This is a genomic window from Sphaerisporangium sp. NPDC049003, assembly GCF_043197795.1.
Classification (GTDB): Bacteria; Actinomycetota; Actinomycetes; order Streptosporangiales; family Streptosporangiaceae; genus Sphaerisporangium.
In genome coordinates, this window is the sequence record NZ_JBICTU010000016.1 from 53,193 (window position 1) to 71,466 (window position 18,274).

Genomic DNA, 18,274 nt, shown 5'->3' on the forward strand with positions numbered 1-18,274 from the left:
ACCCGTTCGGTTGGATACCGGGCAGCTCACCTTGAGCACAGCGACGACCGGCCCCACGCATATCCACCGAACCCTACTGCTCAACCAGGCGCACATCTTGACCCCGCAGTCACAGCTCAGTGCCCCACCCAAATCGGGGTCGTCCCGACGGCTACAGCGTCGTGGGCGGTCCAGTGACGGCAGGGTGGGGCCTTGGCGCTTCTTCACCGGGCCCCATCCACTTCTCCCAACTCCGAAGTAGAGCATTTGCTACACTCCGAGTGTGGAGGAATGGGAGATCCGCGTCACCAACGAGATCCTTGCCTGGATCAACATGCTGGACGAACGTTCCCGGCTTCAGGTCGTCGACGCCATCGACAGACTGGCCCAGGCCGGCCCCGGGTTAGGCCGACCGCTGGTCGACAGGCTCGAAGGATCACAGATCCACAACCTGAAGGAACTACGGCCGGGCTCTGCCGGACGCTCCGAAATGCGGATCCTGTTCCTGTTCGATCCATGGCGGTCGGCCATCCTGCTGGTAGGCGGTGACAAGTCCGGCGATTGGTCCGGCTGGTATCACCGGGCCATCCCCCGCGCGGAAGAACTGTATGAGGAGTATCTGAAGGAACGCGAGCTGGAGGAGAAGGACCGATGACGAACTTTCCCAAATGGAATGACATCCGCGCCGGCATCGTGGCGAACTCCGGCGGCGAGGAAGCGCTGACTCAGGCACGTCGGCGTAACCAGGCCTACATTGACGGCCACCGACTGGCCGAGCGGCGTAAGACAATGGGCTTGTCACAGACGGAGGTGGCCGACCAGATGGGCGTGACCAAGAGCAGGATCTCGCAGATCGAGCGTGGCGAGGTATCCACCGTCGACGCCATTGCCCGCTATGTGCAGGCACTCGGCGGGCAGATTCAGATCTCGGCGGTATTCGGTGACGACCTCTACATCCTGCGCGGCACCGACACCCACGCCGCATAACCCGAGCCCCGACGTGCGACCCAGTCCAAATGCCCCACCGCGGCCCTCAAGGACGCGGGGGCTCTGCCTCACGGTTACTCCGCCACCTGAAGCCGGACCGACTTACCCGCCTCACCGTAGTGGCAGGACGATCCCACGCGGATGCGATCAAGTTAGCCGGAGTGGGTTACCGCGTTGGTGATCACCTCGGTGAGCAGGAGTAGCACGTCATCTAGCGCCGTAAGCCCGATCCGCGCGGCCGGCAGCTCGCGTGCCCTTGCACGGGCCGCCGGTACGGACGCGTCCTCCCCGGGGAAGTCTCCACGCCACCCGCGTGCCGGCACCTCGCCACCGTGCCGGACGACCTGCTCGTCCGACCTCATGCGATCACCATGTGCCGCTCGCACGCCGACGGACTGCCGCCCCCGCACCTCCACTGAAGGCCGTCAGAGCGCCGAGGCCCGCCATTTCGATCACACATCACTGGTCCTGCCCCTGATTCATGGACGATGAAACGCTTTCTGTTCTCGTCCTGCCGGAGAAAGAAGGCGTGTGCTTAGACTGCCTTCGTGACCGATGAATACATGGCCAGATCGGCACCCCAGAAGATGACCGGTAATGACAGTCGCTGGTTTATCGATACCTGGGTTCTGGTATTGCCACTCAAGCCGAAAGGTCCGTTTTTCTCTATTTCGAGAGGAACGCCATGAGCGTCGAACCCTCCCCCGGCCAGGGATCACCCCGTGCGCGCTTCGGCGCCAAGATGCGCCACCTGCGCGAAGCCGCGCAACTGTCCCAGGCCGCCGTGGCCTCCCGCCTCGGGTGCACCCAGACCCAGGTCAGCCGCCTGGAAGCCGCCACCCGGACACCCTCGAAATCCGACGCCGAAAAACTCGACCGGCTCTTCGACTCTGAGGGCGGTGCCTACTTCGCGACGTTGCGCCAGCGCATCATCGCGAGCGCAGGCGGACCGATCTGGTTCAGAGGCTGGGCCGAGGAGATCGAACCCCACGCCCTCGTCCTCCGCTCCTGGGACCCCTTGCTGATCCCCGGCCTCCTCCAAACCGAGTCCTACGCCAGGCACATATTCATCCAGGAGCCTCAGATCACTCCAGAGCAGATACGGGAGCGGACCGAGGCCCGCATGCTTCGCCGGGGAGTTCTCGACAGAGAAAACCCTCCCTTGGTCCTGGTGCTCATTGACGCAGGGGTGCTCCGTCGCAGGGTCGGCGGACCTGAGGTAATGCGAGATCAGCTCGACTATCTACTTGAGGCGGCCCAGCGACCTACCGTCTCCATACAACTCGTCGATCCCGAATGTCTCCCAGGCATGGCGGGGCCTTTCATGATCGCCGAGCAACCTGACAACCAGCCGGACACCATTCACGCCGATTCGCCCGTGCAGGGCCAGATCACGACCAACCATGAATTCGTGATCTCCATCCGAAAGCGATATGAAGCGATACGACTGTGGGCTTATCCTGAGCGTGTCTCTCTCAAAATGATCGAGGAAGTGAAACGGGAATGGACCTGAGCACTGCCGTGTGGCGGAAGTCATCGCGCTCTTCAGGGAACGGCGGTCAGTGCGTTGAGATCGCCGCCAACCTGCCCGGGGTGGTCGCGGTCCGCGACAGTAAGAACTCCGACGGCCCTCCGTTGATCTTCGCTTCCGCCGAGTGGCGATCCTTCATCGGCGGCCTCAAGACGGGTGGCCTCCGCCACCTGGCATGAACCGACCGAAGCATGCCTGGGCGGCACCCACGGTGACGTCCAGGCCGGCCGTCCGGGATGGAAGAACCTACTTACAAAGCCCAATTCGGGTGGGGCACCGTGGCTGCCCACCCAGGCGATCGGCTCACCTGGATGGCCAGGGGTGGGACCGCGGCGCTCCCGGCACCCGTTCGGGCTGGGCGCCACTGAAACCCGTTTCGGATGGAAACCGGGGAAGCCCACACCTTGATCACAGCCACCTCGGCCGCTCGTACGCAGGCCGCATTTGGGCCCTAGTCAAGGCTCGGGGGCCGGTAGATGATGTCGGCGCCGGCCCATTTCCACGAATTCGCGGACGGACCCCGTTCGCAGAGCTCCGGACGTTCTCGATCGTGCACGCCGACGCCCGGTAGATGGGCCTGTCGCCATACGGCTTCCGCGTCAAATCAGCACTGGGAGGGCAACATGGACATACCGAGGGACGGTTCGGCGAAGCGGAACCGATTAGGGGCGGGGCGCAGGTGGCGCACCCGGATCGGTCGCATCACCTCGATCGCGATCCTGCTCTCCGGGTTGTTCACGGTGGTCGCTCCGACCACGGCCAACGCCGGCGCGATCGTGCCCTGCCCCACCGGAATAACCGAATGGAAGCTCATCTTCGTCTACAAGTCAATGAAAATCTGGGAAGGACATCGGTACACGACGCTGTCCGTCACTCCGCAGTTTTTCGTCAGCGACGGGCAGCAACTTGACAACGGCACCGACCTGCCCGTCAGTTACACGATCTCGTCATCGAGGTCCCAGACCTACAGCGTCTCGGCCACGACCGGGGTCAGCGCGAACGCGGGCGCCTATCTCACCGCCAACGTCAGCTCCAGCATCGTGATGAGCCGCACGACCTCCATCGGAGTGAGCCTGACGGTGAACGTGCCGCCGAGAACCCGGTTGATCGCCGAATATGGCGTGGACGGATACAACGTGAACTACGCCATCGAGGCGTGGCGGGTGATGTCCGCCCGCAGCGGCACACCCGTGGTCGGCGATCAATGCGAGGAGTGGGGTTACTACCCGCAGAGCACCATCGCGCCGACCCACCTCGAAGGGTGGCGGCTGAGGACCGTGTGACCCCAGCGCGGGAGGCGGTGTGTGGCGTTCCCCCAGGGGTGCCGGCACCGGTTTCATGCCGCCAGTGGACCTCACCGCAGGGTCAGAGGGAAACGCCACCGGTGCGGCCTTTGGACCGGCTGTATGCGGCCGGGATAGGCTGGCCGGTGGTTCTGATGCAGAACGACCTGGTGGAGAGGGGGCGCCAGCAGCCCCGCACCGAGCACGAGCCCCTTGGCCAAGGACAGTTCAGTGATCATCGCGGTATCCCTGGGCGCGGCGTGCCTTCTCGGTCTGGGCTACGTCGCCCAGCAGCACGCGGCGTACCGCGAGCCGCTTGGGGAGATGCTGCGCCCGCGCCTGCTGCTGGATCTCATCCGCACGCCTCTGTGGCTGGCCGGGATCGGCCTGATGCTGTGCGGTCAGATCCTCGGCGCGGTCGCGCTGCGGGCAGAGGGGCTGGCACAGGTGGAGCCCCTTCTCGCGACGAACCTGCTGTTCGCCTTGACCGCCGCGCACGTGATCTACCAGGAACGTTTCGGTCTCATGGAATGTCTGGGCGCGGTGCTGGTGAGCGGAGGAGTGGCGCTCTTCCTGTTCTCCGGGCAACCGTACGGAGGGCATCTGCCTCATCCGGGTTCCATGCGGTGGCTCGCGGTGCTTCTGGCGGTCGTGGTCGCCGCCGGGTTCGTCCTGGTAGGACTCCGGCTTTCTCTCCCTAGCAAGGCGATGTCGCTGGCGTCCGCCGCCGGAGTTCTGTACGGAGTTCAGGATGTGCTCACCCGCAGTTCACTGCTCACGATGCGCGAGGGACTGCATGCCGTCGTCGCGACCTGGCAACCGTACGTCCTGCCCTGTGTCGCCGTGGTGGGGCTGTTCCTCAACCAGAGCGCGTTCGACGCCGCACCGCTTCGGATCTCGCTGCCTGCCACCACCGCCGCGGAACCGATCACCGGGATCGCGCTGGGCGTCGCGATCTTCTCCGAGCACCTGCGGGTCACCCCGGGGGCGCTCGCGGCGGAGGCGGCCGGGCTGGTCGCGATGGTGACGGGCATCGTCATCCTGGGGAGGTCCCCGTTCTTGGCCAAGCCGGAGTGGGAGGTCGTGCGGCACCCGGACGGGGATGGCACGTGATCGCCGTGGTACTGGCGTTGCTCGCCGCGGCGAGCAACGCCGTCGCCTCGGTGCTGCAACGTCGTGCGGCACGGTCGGTGCCTGTGCGGCCGGGGTTCCGGCGCGCGCTCATCCTGACTCTGGTCCGCCGTCCGGTATGGCTCGGCGGGATCGCGGCGCTGATCGGAGGATTCCTCTTCCAGGCCGCGGCCCTGTCGGCGGGGGGGCTGGTGCTGGTCCAGCCCGTTCTCGTCAGCGAACTGCCGTTCACCATGGTTCTGCTGTCATTTGTGTTCCATGTGAAGCTCGGCCGGCGATCATGGCTGGCGGTGGCCGCGATGAGCGCCGGGCTCGCGGTGTTCCTCGCCGGCGCCGCGCCTGGGCCGGGACGCCATGTTCCCAGCTCGGCGGAGTGGGTGATGGCCGCGATCGCGACCATCGGCACCGTCATCGGACTCGTGATCGTCGGACAGGCTCTCACCGGTGCCGCCCGTGCGGCCGCGCTGGGAGTCGCCACCGGTGTCGGCTTCGCCTTCACCGCCACCTTCATCAAGCGGAGCACTACCATCTTGCGCGAGGATCCGGCGGCCCTGGCGACCTCCTGGGAGCTCTATGCCATGGTCGCCATGGGCCTGTTCAGCCTGTTCCTGCTCCAGAACGCCCTTCAGAGCGGATCTCTGGTGGCCGCGCAGCCGGCGCTGACCATCAGCGATCCGGTCGCCAGCATCCTCTACGGGACCACGATGTTCGGAGAGCACGTCCGGACGGGCCCGTGGGTCCTCCCCGAGGCGACGGGCATCGGTCTGATCATCTATGGCAGCTTCCTGCTCGCCCAGTCGCCGGCCCTGCGGACGCGGGTGGAAGGTCAGCAGGAGCGGACATGAGAGCGGCCACGGCCGGCGTCGAGGTGAACAGAGCCGACGCCCGGGCGATCTGGAGATCGCGTTGCCGTTCGTCCCGCAGCCGGTCCAGGGCGTCGAGCAGAGCCGCGGCGTCGGGGGCGTGGACGCTGAACCCCGCCCGTGCCATCGCCAGCGCGCCGTCGCGACCGTGACCCGGGATGGGCCGGTAGGAGACGACGGGCAGCCCCGCCGCGAAGGCCTCCACGCAGGTCAGCCCCGCGGCGTTGTCGACCAGCGCGTGAGCGGCCGACATGAGCTCCGGCACGTCGTCCCGCCAGCCGAGCGCCAGCACCGTCCCGCCACAGCCCAGACGGTTCCGGAGCCGGGCATTGTGCCCGCACAGGACGACCGGCCTGTAGCGGCCGGAGCTCGCCAGGACGCGCGCGGTCTCCCTCACGGCACCCGCTCCCCACGAACCCGCGGACACCAGGACCAGCAGGTCACCGGGGTCGGCGCCGATCCTGGCCCGTGTTCTCGCGCACTCGGCGGCACGTGGCCGGAACCTCGGTCGTACGACGGGGGCCGTGCACAGGGCCGGCCGTCCGGTCATGGCGGTGATGTGCCCGGTCATGGCGGGGTTCGGGCAGAGGTAGCGATCATTGCCCGGATGCAGCCACAGGCGGTGCACAGCGAAGTCGGTCACCAGCACCGTGCTCCTCGCCCGGATTCGGCCGCGCCGTCTGAGCCACCCGGTCACCTGGGCGGCCAGGTGGAAGGTCGAGACGACCTCGTCGGGCCGGTGGCGGCCGGCCAGGCGGGCAAGGGAAGCCGCCGCCAGGAGCGTCAGCGGCGAGGTCGACGGCGCCCGTTTGGCGACGAAGAAGAGCTGGTAGGTGGCCTCATAGAGCCACGGCGCGTGCCTGATCACCCATTGGTATCCCGAGCGCAGCATCGGGCCGAGCCGGAGCGGAAGCAACTGGAGGACATCGATGATCTCGGCCTCGGCGCCATCGGCGACCAGCCGCCGGGCCAGCTCGGCGGCGACCCCGTCATGGCCGGCGCCCATGCCCGCGCTCAGGATCAGCACGCGCCGGCCCGCCGTCACCATCGGTCTCCGTCGGGCCTGAGACGATGCGACCCGCCGCGCTGCCGACGGCCCTGGTGGGGCTGGCACTGCTGCACGCCGCCCCGGCGGGGACCTGGCTGCCCGCCGTACGGCGCCGGCTGCCCGGTCTGGCGGGCGTGGGAAGCGCCGATCACGTGGCGCTGACCTTCGACGACGGACCCGACCCCCGTTCCACCCCGCGCTTCCTCGACGAGCTCGAACGGCTCGGGTGCCAGGCCACGTTCTTCGTTCTCGGTGAGATGCTCGAACGCCACCCCGAGCTTGGGCATCGCATCGTCGCGGACGGGCACGAGATGGCCGTGCACGGCTGGCGGCACGTCAACGCCCTGGTGATGTGCCCGGGCCGTGTCACCAGCGAGATCGGCCGGGCGTCCGCCCTCGTGCTCGCGGTCACCGGCGCGCACCCGGCGTGGTACCGGCCGCCGTACGGCGTGCTGAGCGCCGAGACGCTGGTCGCCGCCCCCGCGCGAGGACTGCGCCCGGTGCTGTGGACCGCGTGGGGCAAGGACTGGACCGCCACCGCGAGCCCGGCGTCGGTGCTTGCGGCCGTGGCACCCGGGCTGCGCGGCGGCGCGACCCTGCTGCTCCACGACTCCGACCACACCTCGGCCCCCGGCTCCTGGCGATCGGGGCTCGGCGCCCTGCCCGCGCTGGTGGACCGCTGCCGTTCCATGGGACTGCGCGTCGGGCCGTTGCGTGACCATGGCGTCACAGGGACGGCCGCCAGGGGTCGTGACCCGGGAACGCTGCGACAGGCCGGCCACGGCGGTCCTCCTTGATACGGCTCGAAATCACCATCTCCGCCGGCCCGTGCCGTCAAACCGCCATTCGGCCTCATGGACACGAAAACGTGGGCCGGTCATCGCGGGTGGCGTAGAAGGCTCCGGACGGTATAAATTCCCCGCCAACGCGGGGCAATGAATGCCGTCGGGCGGCGCTTTTCTTGTTTGCGACATGGGCCGATGGAAATCGCATAGAAATGTCATCGCGGCAGGATTGCGGGAAAGACGTCGAATCGAAGGCCGGCCGCGAGAACTTCCCGGTGGCCCTACGGGTGCTGCCGCGCCGGCACCGCGAGCACCTTTGGGCGGCGTACGGGTTCGCGCGATTCGTGGACGACATCGGCGACGAGGCCGAGCCCGAAGACCGGCCGCGGCTGCTCGACGCCGTCGAATCCGATCTGCTTCGCCTGTACGCCGGGGCGGCTCCGCGCCTGCCTGCCGTCGGGGCGCTCGCGCGGGCCGTCGAGGCGTGCGCGATCCCGGCCGAGCCGTTCCACCGGCTGGTGGAGGCCAACCGGCGCGACCAGACGGTCACCCGTTACGACACCTTCGACGACCTGCTCGGCTACTGCGAGCTCTCGGCGAACCCCGTGGGGCACATCGTGCTGCACGTCTTCGGCATGGCGGTTCCAAAGCGGCTCGTGCTGTCGGACCGGGTGTGCTCCGCGTTGCAGGTCATCGAGCACTGCCAGGACGTCGGTGAGGACTATCGGCGGGGCCGTGTCTACCTACCGGGGAAGGACCTGCGCGGATTCGGCTGCGAGGAGGCCGACCTGGCCGGTCGCGTCACCTCGGCGGGGCTGCGCCGCGTGGTGGCCCTGCAGGTCTCGCGAGCCGCACGGCTGCTGGACGACGGCCGTCCGCTCGTCGCCTCGCTGACCGGGTACGCCCGCATGGCGGTCGCGGGCTACATCGCGGGAGGCCACGCCACCGTGACCGCGCTGGAGCGGTCCGCTCATGACGTGCTCGGACGCACCGTCCGCCCCCGTCGTGGCCGATGGCTGGCCGCCTGGCTCCAGGTTCTCACCGCGAGGCAGGTGACTCGGTGACCGCCTCCCACGCGTACAGGCGCTGCGAGCAGATCGTCCGCGTGCGGGCGCGCAACTTCTCCTACGGCATCCGGCTGCTGCCCGCCCCCAAGCGCCGGGCGCTCAGCGCCGTGTACGCCTTCGCCCGCCGGATCGACGACATCGGCGACATGGACGGGCCCGCCGAACAGCGGCTGGCCCGCCTGTCCGCCGCGCGTGCCGCGCTTCGCGAGGCACGTCCCGGTCACGACGATCTCGTCATGGTCGCCCTCGACGACGCGGCGCGGCGCTATCCGATCCCGCTCCTGGCGTTCGAGGAGCTGATCGACGGGTGCGTCGCGGACGTGCGCGGTGCGACGTACGAGAGCTTCGGCGACCTGCTGGACTACTGCCGGTGCGTCGCCGGATCGGTCGGGCGCCTTTCACTCGGCGTCTTCGGAGCCCAGGAACCTAGGACCGCGGCGCCGCTGGCCGACGCCCTGGGAGTGGCGCTACAGATCACGAACATCCTTCGCGACGTGCGCGAGGACCGGCTGGCCGGACGCGTCTACCTGCCGTCGGAGGACCTGGAACGGTTCGGATGCACATTGGACGTCGACTCCCGCGGCAGGTTCACCGATCCACCGCACCGTCTCGTCAGGCTCGTCCGGTTCGAGGCCGACCGGGCGCGCGACTGGTACGAGCGGGGGGCAGAGCTGCTGCCCATGCTCGACCGGCGCAGCGCGGCGTGCACCGCGGCGATGGCCGGCATCTACCGGTCCCTGCTCGACCGCGTCGCCGCCCATCCCATCCAGGCGCTCAGCGTCAGATCGTCGCTGCCCGCGTGGGAGAAGGCCATGGTGGCGGCGCGCGCGCTGGTGGGAGCCGGCAACTGAGCGGCTCCCCGGCGGCGCCGGTCGCGATCGTGGGCGGCGGGCTCGCGGGCATCGCCGCCGCCGTCGCCCTTGGAGAGGCCGGGTACGCCACGACGCTGTACGAGGCTCGCCCCCGGCTGGGCGGCGCGACCTACTCGTTCGAGCGCGACGGGCTGGTCGTGGACAACGGCCAGCATGTCTTCCTGCGATGCTGCACGGCTTACCGGGGTCTGCTCGACAGGATCGGCGGCGCCGGACGGGTGTGCCTCCAGGACCGGTTCGACCTGCGGGTCCTCACCCCGGCGGGACGGTCGGGGCGTCTGCGCCGGTCCGCGTTGCCCGGGCCGTTCCACCTGATGCCCGCTCTCGCGACCTACTCCCTGCTTCGACCGGCCGATCGGCTACGCGCGGTCCGCGGCTCCCTCGCGCTGGCCAGGCTGGACCCCGGCGACCCCGAGCTCGACCGGACCGATCTCGGGAGCTGGCTGGCCGCACACGGGCAACGTGACTCCGCCCGGCGGGCCCTGTGGGAGCTGTTCGCGGTGGCGGCCCTCAACGTCGGCGTCGACGAGGCGGCCCTCGGACCGGCGGTGAAGGTGTTCAGAACCGCCCTGCTCGGCCGGGCCGACGCCGGCGACATCGGCATTCCCGCCATGCCTCTGGGCGACCTGCACGGGACCGCCGCCCAGGCCGCCATCCGGCGATGTGGCGGTGAGGTGCGTTTGTCGGCGAAGGTCACCGCCATCGAGCCGGGCCCGGCGGTCGTCGTGGACGGCATCCGGATCGCGGCCTCCGCCGTCATCCTGGCGACACCCCACGAGCGGGCCGCCAGGCTCGTCCCCCGGGACGCCGCGCCCGACCGGGACCGCTGGAGCGGCCTGGATGCGAGCCCGATCGTCAACGTGCACGCCGTGTACGACCGGCCGGTCACCGATGTGCCGTTCGCGGCCGTCGTGGACTCGCCCGTGCAGTGGGTCTTCGACAAGACCGCCGTCGCGGGGCTGGGCCGGGGCCAGTACCTCGCCGTCTCGGTGTCGGCGGCGGGCCGATGGATCGACATGCCGGTCGAGAAGATCCGGGCCGAGTTCGTCCCCGAACTCCGGCGGCTGTTTCCCTCCCGGGCACGGCTCACCGACTTCTTCGTCACCAGGGAGCGTCGCGCCACCTTCCGCCAGGGCCCCGGAAGCGGCGCGCTTCGCCCCGCGGCGGCCACCCGGTGGCCCTGCCTGTACCTCGCCGGCGCGTGGACCGACACGGGCTGGCCCGACACCATGGAGGGAGCCGTGCGCAGCGGACTCCACGCGGCCCGCCTGGCCGGGCGGCACCTGCGGCAGGAGGCCGCGCGGACGACCGAGCCGGCGCCGGCCGCGCCGGAGGCCATGCCGGGACGGCTGACATGACCACGCTCGACGCCTCCAGGCCCAAGACGGCGTCCGGCGCCGATCTGGCCCTCGGCGCGGCGTGTGACCACCTGATCGGCCTGCGCTCTCCGCAGGGATGGTGGAAGGGAGAACTGCAGACGAACGTGACGATGGACGCCGAGGACCTGCTCCTGCGCGAGTTCCTCGGCATCCGGGGCCGGCAGGACACCGCCGAGGCGGCCCGCTGGATCCGATCCGAGCAACGCGCGGACGGGACCTGGGCCAACTTCCACGGCGGCCCACCGGACCTGTCCACCACCGTCGAGGCCTATGCCGCGCTGCGGCTCGCCGGCGACCCGGCCGATGCCCCGCACATGCGCGCCGCCGCCGCGTTCGTCCGGCAGGCCGGCGGCCTTGAGGCGGCACGGGTGTTCACCCGGATCTGGCTGGCCATGTTCGGTCAGTGGCCGTGGGAGGAACTGCCCGTCCTTCCCCCGGAGATGATGTTCCTGCCGTCGTGGTTCCCGCTCAACGTCTACGACTGGGCCTGCTGGGCGCGCCAGACGATCGTCCCGCTCACCGTGGTCAGCGCCCACCGGCCCGTGCGCCCGCTCCCGTTCGACCTCGCCGAGTTGCGCACCGGACGCACCGTACGGCCGCGTGCGGGCCTGGGGTGGGACGGGACGTTCCGCGCCCTGGACCGGCTACTGCACCGCTACGAGCGCGACCCGGTGAAAGGCCCGCGAGACGCGGCGCTCAGGCGCGCCGCCGAGTGGATCGTGGCGCGGCAGGAGGCCGACGGCTCCTGGGGCGGCATCCAGCCGCCCTGGGTCTACTCCCTGATAGCGCTCAACCTGTCCGGGTACCACATCGACCATCCCGTCATGCGCAGGGGAATCCAGGGGCTGGACCGGTTCACGATCCGGGACGACAGAGGCCGCAGGCTGGAGGCCTGCCAGTCACCGGTGTGGGACACCGCGCTGGCGGTCAACGCGCTTCTCGACGCGGGCATCGCCCCCGATCACCCGGCCGTCGCCGAGGCCGCCGACTGGCTGCTCGGCCAGGAGGTCAGGGGGCCGGGCGACTGGGCCGTGCGGCGGCCCTCGCCGCCGCCGGGTGGCTGGGCGTTCGAGTTCGACAACGACGGGTACCCCGACACCGACGACACGGCCGAGGTGATCCTCGCGCTTCGCCGGACGCACCGCCCCGGCGCGCGGCCGGCGATCGACCGCGCTGTTCGCTGGATGACCGCGATGGCCTCGCGCGACGGCGGTTTCGCCGCCTTCGACGCCGACAACACCCGCGCACTGTGCGCCAAGCTGCCGTTCTGCGACTTCGGCGCGGTCATCGACCCGCCGTCGGCCGACGTCACCGCCCATGTCGTCGAGGCGCTCGCCCACGAACGACCGGCCGGATCGAAGACTCTGCGGCGCGCCGTCGTCTGGCTGCTCAAGGCGCAGGAGGCCGACGGCTCCTGGTTCGGCCGCTGGGGCGCCAACCATGTCTACGGCACAGGGGCGGTGGTTCCCGCCCTGGTCGCGGCCGGTGTACGACCGGAGGCGGCCTGCGTACGGCGGGCCGTCGCCTGGCTGCGCGATCACCAGAACGACGACGGCGGCTGGGGCGAGGACCTGCGTTCCTACACCGACCCCGCCTGGATCGGACGCGGGGAGTCCACGCCGTCGCAAACCGCATGGGCACTGCTGGCCCTGCTCGCGGCCGGCGACCGTTCGGCCGCCGTGGACAGGGGCGTCGGGTGGCTGGTGGAGCACCAGCGCCCGGATGGCACCTGGGACGAGCCCTATTACACCGGAACCGGATTTCCCGGCGACTTCTACATCAACTACCACCTCTATCGCCTCGTCTTCCCGATCAGCGCCCTCGGCCGGTACGTGCGTGCCGGCGGCGCGGTCGGGACATCGCAGGTGCCGTCGTGACCGGCCTGCTGATCTGCACCGCGCTGGGAATCGAGGCGCGGGCCGTCCGGCGCGGCCTCGCCGCGTCCAAGGGGGTCCAGGTGATCCGTACCGGCCCCGGGGTGCGCCTGGCCGCCCGCGCGGCGGCCGATCTGCCGGGGTACGGCGTCCTGGCCGTGGTGGGATTCGGAGGCGCGATCGACCCGAGTCTGCGCCCGGGGGACGTGCTGGTGGCGAGCGAGGTGCGCTTCGGGGACCGCGTGTTCGCCTGCGCGTCGGCGCCGCCACTGGCCGAGGAACTGGCGCGCGCCGGCCTGCCCGCTCGAACCGGGCGGCTGCTGACCTGCGACCACGTGGTCGCCGGGGCCGAGCGCGCCCACCTCGCCGCCGGTGGGGCGCATGCGGTGGACATGGAGACCGGGCCGCTGGCGGCCGCCTGTGCCGGTCGCCCGCTGGCGGCGGTGCGCGTCATCGTCGACACTCCCGGCGCGCCGCTGCTGAGCCTGGCCACCCTACGTGGCGGTGCTCTGGCCCATCGCGCGCTGCGACGCATCGGCCCGGTCCTCACGCGCTGGGCCGCAGGCATAGATCCCCGGATGGTGCGGGAGATCCGGTTCTCGGACGGGAAGGAAGTGCGGTCATGACGATTCCGGTTCGCCAGAGCCTGCGCGTCGGCGGCTACGTCCTCTACCAGAGGCTACGGCGACGGGCGAAGTTCCCACTGCTGGTCGAGCTCGAACCGCTGTTCGCCTGCAACCTCAAGTGCGCCGGCTGCGGCAAGATCCAGCACCCCGCCGACGTCCTGAGGCAGCGCATGCCCGTGGACCAGGCCGTGGCCGCCATCGAGGAGAGCGGCGCCCCCATGGTGTCGATCGCGGGCGGCGAGCCACTCATGCACCCGCAGATCGCGGAGATCGTCCGGGAGCTCGTCGCCCGCAGGAAGTACGTCTACCTCTGCACCAACGCCTTGCTGATCCCCAAGAAGATCGACGAATTCACGCCGTCACGGTACTTCGCGTGGACGGTGCACATCGACGGGTTGCGCGAGCGCCATGACGCGTCCGTCTGCAAGGAAGGCGTGTTCGACGAGGCGGTCGCCGCCGTACGCGAATGCCGGCGGCGTGGCTTCCGCGTCACCACCAACACCACCTTCTTCAGCACCGACAGCCCGCAGACGGTCATCGACGTGCTCAACTACCTCAACGACGACCTGGCCGTGGACCAGATGATGATCTCTCCCGCGTATGCCTACGAGAAGGCCCCGGATCAGGAGCATTTCCTCGGGGTGCGAGAGATACGCGAGTTGTTCCGCCAGGCCTTCGCCGGTGGGAACCGCCGCAGGTGGCGGTTCAACCACTCGCCCCTCTTCCTCGACTTCCTCGAAGGACGAACCGACTTCCCGTGCACGGCCTGGGCGATCCCGTCGTACTCGATGTTCGGATGGCAACGGCCGTGCTACCTGATGGCCGACGGATACGCCCGGACGTACAAGGAACTGGTCGAGGAGACCCAGTGGGACTCCTATGGTCGCGGGCGCGATCCACGGTGCGCCAACTGCATGGCGCACTGCGGATACGAGCCCACCGCCATCTTCGCCACTCTCGGCTCCCTCAAACAGTCCTTACGAGCGATACGCGACGGCTGACCCTCGCCGAAGGCGGCAGCCGCCTCATCCGAAACGCCGGACGAGGCGGCGGAAGGGCCCCGGCGCGGCACCCCGCAGCCGGGCCGGCACGCGCAGCCACCCCGGCACGTACGACTCGGCCCGCTCGTGCCGGATCGCGGCGACGATCGCGCGCGCCACTCGCTCCGGTGGGATGGGCGAGGGCCGGCGACGATCGTAGGGGGCGCCGCGCCGATCGAAGAAGGGCGTGTCCACCACACCCGGCAGCACCACCGACACGCCGATCCCGGGAGAGCCACGGAGCTCGTGGCGTAGCGCCTCGGCGAAGACGACAAGCCCCGCCTTGGTCGCCGAGTACACCGCCTCGTGCGACACCCCGACCATGCCGGCGATCGAGGCCACGAAGACGATGTGTCCCCGGCCCGACTCGACCATGCCGGGAACGAGCAGACGCGTGAGCCGGATCGGGGCCGTCAGATTGACTCCCACCAGCCGGTCGAGCGCGTCATGCGGCATCCGCGCGAACGGCCCGGCCCAGCCGACCCCGGCGTTGTTGATCAGTACATCCACGGGTCCCGCACGCTCGGCGAGCAGGTGGGCATCCGTCACCAGGTCGCATGCGACGGCGACTCCGCCGGTCTCGGCGGCGACACGCTCCAAGCGCGTCCGGTCACGTCCCGTCAGAACCAGCCGCGCACCGGTTCTGGCCACGGTCCGCGCGGTCGCCGCGCCCACTCCCGAAGAAGCACCCGTGATCAACACGGTCGCGCCGGAAAGTCTCATGAGGTTCCGAACCCCTTGACGTACGACCACTCTCTGCTTCCGAGGAAGACACCGGCCCCCACGGCAGCGGCGCTCACCCCGCACTCCCTCTGCCGGAAACAGCGCTCTTCATAGTCGGCTTACTTTCCACCTCCGTCGGTTCTCATGCCCAGGCCACATATCCCGCCCCGCGCCCACCCTCCCGCCATCAGGGCGGCGGTCCTGTGGCGCGGCGGCCATGGGCCGTCGCGCCACAGGTGCGGTGTTCCGGGTGTCCGGAGGTCAGCTCGCGCTGCAGGAGACCGTCGGCCAGGTCGAGTTGCCGTTCGTCTGGATCGTCACACCCCAGTTGTTGCCGTTGCCGTTGGGCTTGGCGGTCAGCACCTGGGCGCTGGGGTAGCTGGCGCTGATGTTCCAGGTAGCGATGATCTTCGCTGGGGACGGCACGTTCATCGTCACGGTCCAGTTGCTTCCGCCGGAGACCGAGACGTTGAGGTTGTACCGGTCGCTCCACTGCTGGCCGGCGGACAGCGACGCGGTGCAGCCACCACCACCGCCTCCGCCGCCACCACCGGAGGTGGATCCGTCCACGGTTATATTCGAATTCCCGCTGCTTTGATATCCCTCTGTGGCGAGGATCATGTAATCGTGGCTGCCCAGACTCATTCCATTACGGGCCCACGCGTCAAAGTGGTTGCCAGAGGTTATCGTGCCGCCGGTCTTCTTCGACTGCCGGACGCTCCAGTACTGATTGAAGGTTCTCGTGCCTTCGATGGAGGGCGCGTTGACTCGCGTCGTCTGGTAGATGTCGTACGTGCCGCCATCGCTGGTGACCGTGCCCTTGTACGTCCCCGTGGGCCGGTAGGTGCCCCAGTTGTCGACGATGTAGTACTCCACGAGTGGGTTTCTGGTCCACCCATAGAGAGTCAGGTAGGCGTTGCCTGACGGGTTGAAGCTGCCCGAGTAGTTCACGGTCCTGCGTCCGCCGGTGCTCCAGCCCTTTCCGGCGACGAAATTCCCGGTGTTGCGCCACGAGGTGCTGTAATTGCCGCCGGATCCCAGTTCCATGGATACCGTGCCAGGGCTATCGGTCCAGAACGAGTAGAAATAGCCGTTGTTGGTGCCGGTCTGATTCGAGGTCACGGCCGCGTCGGCGATGCCGGGCACCATCGTGATGGCCGCGGCCAGCGCCACGGCGCAGGCACGGGCGAAGAGCAGCCTGGTGCGTCCGCGGCCCTTCGGGCGGGCGGGGGCGTCGTTCATGTGCGTTGCTTCCTCCTCGTGAAGGCCGGCCGGGAGGCCGGGCAGCGTGAGACAACCCGGCGAGGGCTGTCGGTAGCACAGGGTGACGACCGCCGCGCGTCGGCGTACAACGCGGCGGAGGGATGGCCGGTCGTCGTACGGTCGACGACCGGAGGACCAGGTCGCGGCGGGACCCGGATCGACAGTGGTCGAGGTCTGTCGATGGCGAAATTATGTGTCTGAGGTTGTCAAACTGTCAATAACTTTCGGAAACATATCGGAAACCTGATCTTGATCAGAACCCCCTTTCAGGGGCATTTATCCTGGTCAATTGATCTGCCTGGCTGATCGAGTTAGAGGCAGGCCGATGAAAGCCTCTGTCGCATGATCAGATCCCAGCGATCGCCACCGAAAGTTTCATTGAACTTTCGGCCTTCCGCGGGGTGCGAGGTGAGGCATGGGCGCCGGTCTCCCCCGCTGGACGTGAGCGGAACCGGCCTTCAGGGCTGGAGGGGCTTCGCGAAGCAGCGGCTGCGCACCTCGTAGCGGTAGTGACCGAACTTGGAGCAGGGTTCGTAGCCGTCGGAGGTGTAGAGCGCGATCGCCTCGGGCTGTTCGGTGCCGGTCTCCAGAACCATCCGCGTCCGTCCCGCGGCACGCGCGTCGTCCTCCAGAGCGGTCAGCATGCGACGCGCGAGACCGCGACGGCGCGCCTCCTCGACCACGAACATGCGCTTGATCTCGGCGTCGCCGTCCGAATAGCCCCACTCATCCGCCTCCTGGGCGCGCCAGCCGCCGGTGGCGAGCGGGGTGCCGTTCTCGTCGTACGCGATGAGGTAGAGGCCATGCGGCGGCTCGAACATGGCCGGCTCCAGCGGCGTCATGTCACCTTGACTCTGATACCGCTCGGCGTACTCACGCTGTACCACGTCGTTGAGCTTGACCGCGTCCGGATGACCGAAGGAAACACGGCGAAGTTCCATCTGGATACGTCCTTCTCTGCGACAGCGCCCTTCAGTGGTGACGACGCCCCGAGCTCACCCCGAGCTCGGCCGACACGCGCGGCTAGCTGGGACGAACTGAGTTCCATCGTCGGCATGGCACTGTACCTGGACACCTGACAGAGCGCTCCGCCAACCGGCGGGCGACATCGGGCCCCGGGGCCCATGTCGGTTCCGTCCGGCGAACCAGTCGTGGCCCAGAACGGGGAGCGGCGCGATATCGACGGGCTAGTTCACTGTGATCAGCATTTTCGGGTGCTTCACAGCTCCGGGGTTCGCGTCGCACCAGAAGTGGAACGGGCCCAAGGACGACGTGTCAGGGAATCCCATCTTGAACGCGGGACCGTGCGGGACGATGACCGCGTCCGGCTTCGTCTTCCACACCGCGAACTCCATCGCCTCGCGATGGTGCAGAGCGCATACGGTGCCGGACGCGTTGCGGAACCACAGCACGGCGCCCCTGAAGACCGAGATGGAGCCTGGCGCGAAGTCCTGGCGCCCACCGTGGATCTTGATGGTGCAGTCAGGAGACCGGGTCCGCGACATGCACGGCTTGGCTGGAGGAGCCGGCGGAGAAGGCCGCGGCGTGCGGGCCGGCGCCGAGGCCGTGGACATGGGGCTCGGAGTCGGATGCGGCGACATCTGTGCCTCCAGTTCCCGGACACGGGCATCCAGCGACGCGACCTCCCGCCGGCTGCGGTCCAATTCGGCCTTCGAAGCGCTGGGCTCGGCACCCCTCGTCATCGAGTACACGCTGACGAGCAGGGCGAGCACGGAGACGACGCCGCTGACGACCGTCCAGAACGCCGCGGAGAAGTCGGCGAGGAAGAGCCGCCGGAACAGCGCGCCACGCCACTTCACCAA

21 protein-coding genes are annotated in these 18,274 nt (G+C 69.1%); 15 read left to right on the forward strand and 6 right to left on the reverse strand.

Features of this window, described 5'->3' with window-relative positions:
- Positions 1–262 precede the first annotated feature (262 nt).
- Together ACGFIV_RS18905 and ACGFIV_RS18910 are read left to right on the forward strand one after the other, a co-directional pair.
- Positions 263–634 carry a type II toxin-antitoxin system RelE/ParE family toxin gene (locus tag ACGFIV_RS18905; RefSeq protein ID WP_358562187.1) on the forward strand — a complete coding sequence of 124 codons (372 nt, stop codon included), beginning with the start codon at positions 263–265 and terminating at the stop codon, positions 632–634.
- Positions 631–966, forward strand: a complete 336-nt coding sequence (locus ACGFIV_RS18910) for a helix-turn-helix domain-containing protein (protein WP_392836400.1) — start codon at positions 631–633, stop codon at positions 964–966. Before ACGFIV_RS18905 ends, ACGFIV_RS18910 begins: the two co-directional genes overlap by 4 nt.
- Positions 967–1,118: 152 nt before the next feature.
- Here ACGFIV_RS18910 and ACGFIV_RS18915 read toward each other — a convergent pair whose 3' ends face one another.
- Positions 1,119–1,328: a hypothetical protein gene (locus ACGFIV_RS18915; protein WP_392836403.1), complete on the reverse strand. Its 210-nt coding sequence runs from the start codon at positions 1,326–1,328 to the stop codon at positions 1,119–1,121.
- Positions 1,329–1,514: 186 nt separating this feature from the next.
- On the opposite strand from ACGFIV_RS18915, the gene ACGFIV_RS18920 reads away from it, so the two are divergent.
- The 6 genes from ACGFIV_RS18920 (at position 1,515) to ACGFIV_RS18945 (ending at position 5,756) form a co-directional block, all read left to right on the forward strand.
- Positions 1,515–1,655 (forward strand): hypothetical protein, encoded by a 141-nt coding sequence (locus tag ACGFIV_RS18920; protein WP_392836392.1) that lies wholly within the window; start codon positions 1,515–1,517, stop codon positions 1,653–1,655.
- Positions 1,652–2,479, forward strand: coding sequence for a Scr1 family TA system antitoxin-like transcriptional regulator (locus ACGFIV_RS18925; protein ID WP_392836406.1), 828 nt, complete (start codon positions 1,652–1,654; stop codon positions 2,477–2,479). The genes ACGFIV_RS18920 and ACGFIV_RS18925 overlap by 4 nt, the downstream gene beginning before the upstream one ends.
- Positions 2,470–2,676: a DUF397 domain-containing protein gene (locus tag ACGFIV_RS18930; protein WP_358550073.1), complete on the forward strand. Its 207-nt coding sequence runs from the start codon at positions 2,470–2,472 to the stop codon at positions 2,674–2,676. Before ACGFIV_RS18925 ends, ACGFIV_RS18930 begins: the two co-directional genes overlap by 10 nt.
- Before the next feature lie 552 nt (positions 2,677–3,228).
- Positions 3,229–3,780, forward strand: a complete 552-nt coding sequence (locus tag ACGFIV_RS18935; RefSeq protein WP_358550071.1) for a hypothetical protein — start codon at positions 3,229–3,231, stop codon at positions 3,778–3,780.
- A gap of 231 nt (positions 3,781–4,011) precedes the next feature.
- Positions 4,012–4,893, forward strand: a complete 882-nt coding sequence (locus ACGFIV_RS18940) for a DMT family transporter (RefSeq protein ID WP_358550069.1) — start codon at positions 4,012–4,014, stop codon at positions 4,891–4,893.
- Positions 4,890–5,756 (forward strand): DMT family transporter, encoded by an 867-nt coding sequence (locus ACGFIV_RS18945; RefSeq protein ID WP_358550067.1) that lies wholly within the window; start codon positions 4,890–4,892, stop codon positions 5,754–5,756. The genes ACGFIV_RS18940 and ACGFIV_RS18945 overlap by 4 nt, the downstream gene beginning before the upstream one ends.
- Here the strand turns inward: ACGFIV_RS18945 and ACGFIV_RS18950 are convergent.
- A complete protein-coding gene (locus ACGFIV_RS18950) occupies positions 5,680–6,822 on the reverse strand; it encodes a glycosyltransferase (protein ID WP_392836412.1) in 1,143 nt (380 codons plus the stop codon). The genes ACGFIV_RS18945 and ACGFIV_RS18950 overlap by 77 nt on opposite strands.
- 23 nt (positions 6,823–6,845) lie before the next feature.
- Here ACGFIV_RS18950 and ACGFIV_RS18955 point away from each other — a divergent pair, with 23 nt between their 5' ends.
- The 7 genes from ACGFIV_RS18955 (at position 6,846) to hpnH (ending at position 14,426) form a co-directional block, all read left to right on the forward strand.
- A complete protein-coding gene (locus tag ACGFIV_RS18955; protein ID WP_358550063.1) occupies positions 6,846–7,619 on the forward strand; it encodes a polysaccharide deacetylase family protein in 774 nt (257 codons plus the stop codon).
- A 200-nt stretch (positions 7,620–7,819) separates the two neighbouring features.
- Positions 7,820–8,671, forward strand: a complete 852-nt coding sequence (gene hpnC, locus ACGFIV_RS18960; protein WP_392836416.1) for a squalene synthase HpnC — start codon at positions 7,820–7,822, stop codon at positions 8,669–8,671.
- Positions 8,668–9,525, forward strand: a complete 858-nt coding sequence (hpnD, locus tag ACGFIV_RS18965) for a presqualene diphosphate synthase HpnD (protein ID WP_392836419.1) — start codon at positions 8,668–8,670, stop codon at positions 9,523–9,525. Before hpnC ends, hpnD begins: the two co-directional genes overlap by 4 nt.
- Positions 9,474–10,904: a hydroxysqualene dehydroxylase HpnE gene (gene hpnE, locus ACGFIV_RS18970; protein WP_358550057.1), complete on the forward strand. Its 1,431-nt coding sequence runs from the start codon at positions 9,474–9,476 to the stop codon at positions 10,902–10,904. The genes hpnD and hpnE overlap by 52 nt, the downstream gene beginning before the upstream one ends.
- On the forward strand, positions 10,901–12,802 hold the full coding sequence (gene shc / locus ACGFIV_RS18975; RefSeq protein WP_392836423.1) for a squalene--hopene cyclase: 1,902 nt from the start codon (positions 10,901–10,903) through the stop codon (positions 12,800–12,802). Before hpnE ends, shc begins: the two co-directional genes overlap by 4 nt.
- A complete protein-coding gene (locus ACGFIV_RS18980; protein ID WP_358550054.1) occupies positions 12,799–13,425 on the forward strand; it encodes a hypothetical protein in 627 nt (208 codons plus the stop codon). The genes shc and ACGFIV_RS18980 overlap by 4 nt, the downstream gene beginning before the upstream one ends.
- The gene (gene hpnH, locus ACGFIV_RS18985; RefSeq protein WP_358550052.1) at positions 13,422–14,426 is read left to right on the forward strand and encodes an adenosyl-hopene transferase HpnH; all 1,005 of its coding nucleotides are present in this window, start codon (positions 13,422–13,424) and stop codon (positions 14,424–14,426) included. The genes ACGFIV_RS18980 and hpnH overlap by 4 nt, the downstream gene beginning before the upstream one ends.
- Before the next feature lie 24 nt (positions 14,427–14,450).
- Here the strand turns inward: hpnH and ACGFIV_RS18990 are convergent, their stop codons facing one another.
- From ACGFIV_RS18990 to ACGFIV_RS19005, 4 genes are all read right to left on the reverse strand, one after another.
- Positions 14,451–15,188, reverse strand: coding sequence for an SDR family NAD(P)-dependent oxidoreductase (locus tag ACGFIV_RS18990; RefSeq protein WP_358550050.1), 738 nt, complete (start codon positions 15,186–15,188; stop codon positions 14,451–14,453).
- A 261-nt stretch (positions 15,189–15,449) separates the two neighbouring features.
- Entirely contained in the window at positions 15,450–16,430 is a 981-nt protein-coding gene (locus tag ACGFIV_RS18995; protein ID WP_358550048.1) for a glycoside hydrolase family 11 protein, read from the reverse strand.
- 479 nt (positions 16,431–16,909) lie between these two features.
- Positions 16,910–17,392, reverse strand: a complete 483-nt coding sequence (locus ACGFIV_RS19000) for a GNAT family N-acetyltransferase (RefSeq protein ID WP_358550046.1) — start codon at positions 17,390–17,392, stop codon at positions 16,910–16,912.
- Positions 17,393–17,638: 246 nt separating this feature from the next.
- Positions 17,639–18,271: a hypothetical protein gene (locus ACGFIV_RS19005; protein ID WP_358550044.1), complete on the reverse strand. Its 633-nt coding sequence runs from the start codon at positions 18,269–18,271 to the stop codon at positions 17,639–17,641.
- Positions 18,272–18,274 lie beyond the last annotated feature (3 nt).

Coding starts and splice junctions, on each gene's coding strand:
- ACGFIV_RS18910 (WP_392836400.1), top strand. CDS start 631: ATGACGAACTTTCCCAAATGGAATGACATCCGCGCCGGCATCGTGGCG.
- ACGFIV_RS18915 (WP_392836403.1), bottom strand. CDS start 1,328: ATGAGGTCGGACGAGCAGGTCGTCCGGCACGGTGGCGAGGTGCCGGCA.
- ACGFIV_RS18925 (WP_392836406.1), top strand. CDS start 1,652: ATGAGCGTCGAACCCTCCCCCGGCCAGGGATCACCCCGTGCGCGCTTC.
- ACGFIV_RS18930 (WP_358550073.1), top strand. CDS start 2,470: ATGGACCTGAGCACTGCCGTGTGGCGGAAGTCATCGCGCTCTTCAGGG.
- ACGFIV_RS18950 (WP_392836412.1), bottom strand. CDS start 6,822: ATGGTGACGGCGGGCCGGCGCGTGCTGATCCTGAGCGCGGGCATGGGC.
- ACGFIV_RS18955 (WP_358550063.1), top strand. CDS start 6,846: ATGCGACCCGCCGCGCTGCCGACGGCCCTGGTGGGGCTGGCACTGCTG.
- hpnC (WP_392836416.1), top strand. CDS start 7,820: ATGTCATCGCGGCAGGATTGCGGGAAAGACGTCGAATCGAAGGCCGGC.
- shc (WP_392836423.1), top strand. CDS start 10,901: ATGACCACGCTCGACGCCTCCAGGCCCAAGACGGCGTCCGGCGCCGAT.
- hpnH (WP_358550052.1), top strand. CDS start 13,422: ATGACGATTCCGGTTCGCCAGAGCCTGCGCGTCGGCGGCTACGTCCTC.
- ACGFIV_RS18990 (WP_358550050.1), bottom strand. CDS start 15,188: ATGAGACTTTCCGGCGCGACCGTGTTGATCACGGGTGCTTCTTCGGGA.
- ACGFIV_RS18995 (WP_358550048.1), bottom strand. CDS start 16,430: ATGAACGACGCCCCCGCCCGCCCGAAGGGCCGCGGACGCACCAGGCTG.
- ACGFIV_RS19000 (WP_358550046.1), bottom strand. CDS start 17,392: ATGGAACTTCGCCGTGTTTCCTTCGGTCATCCGGACGCGGTCAAGCTC.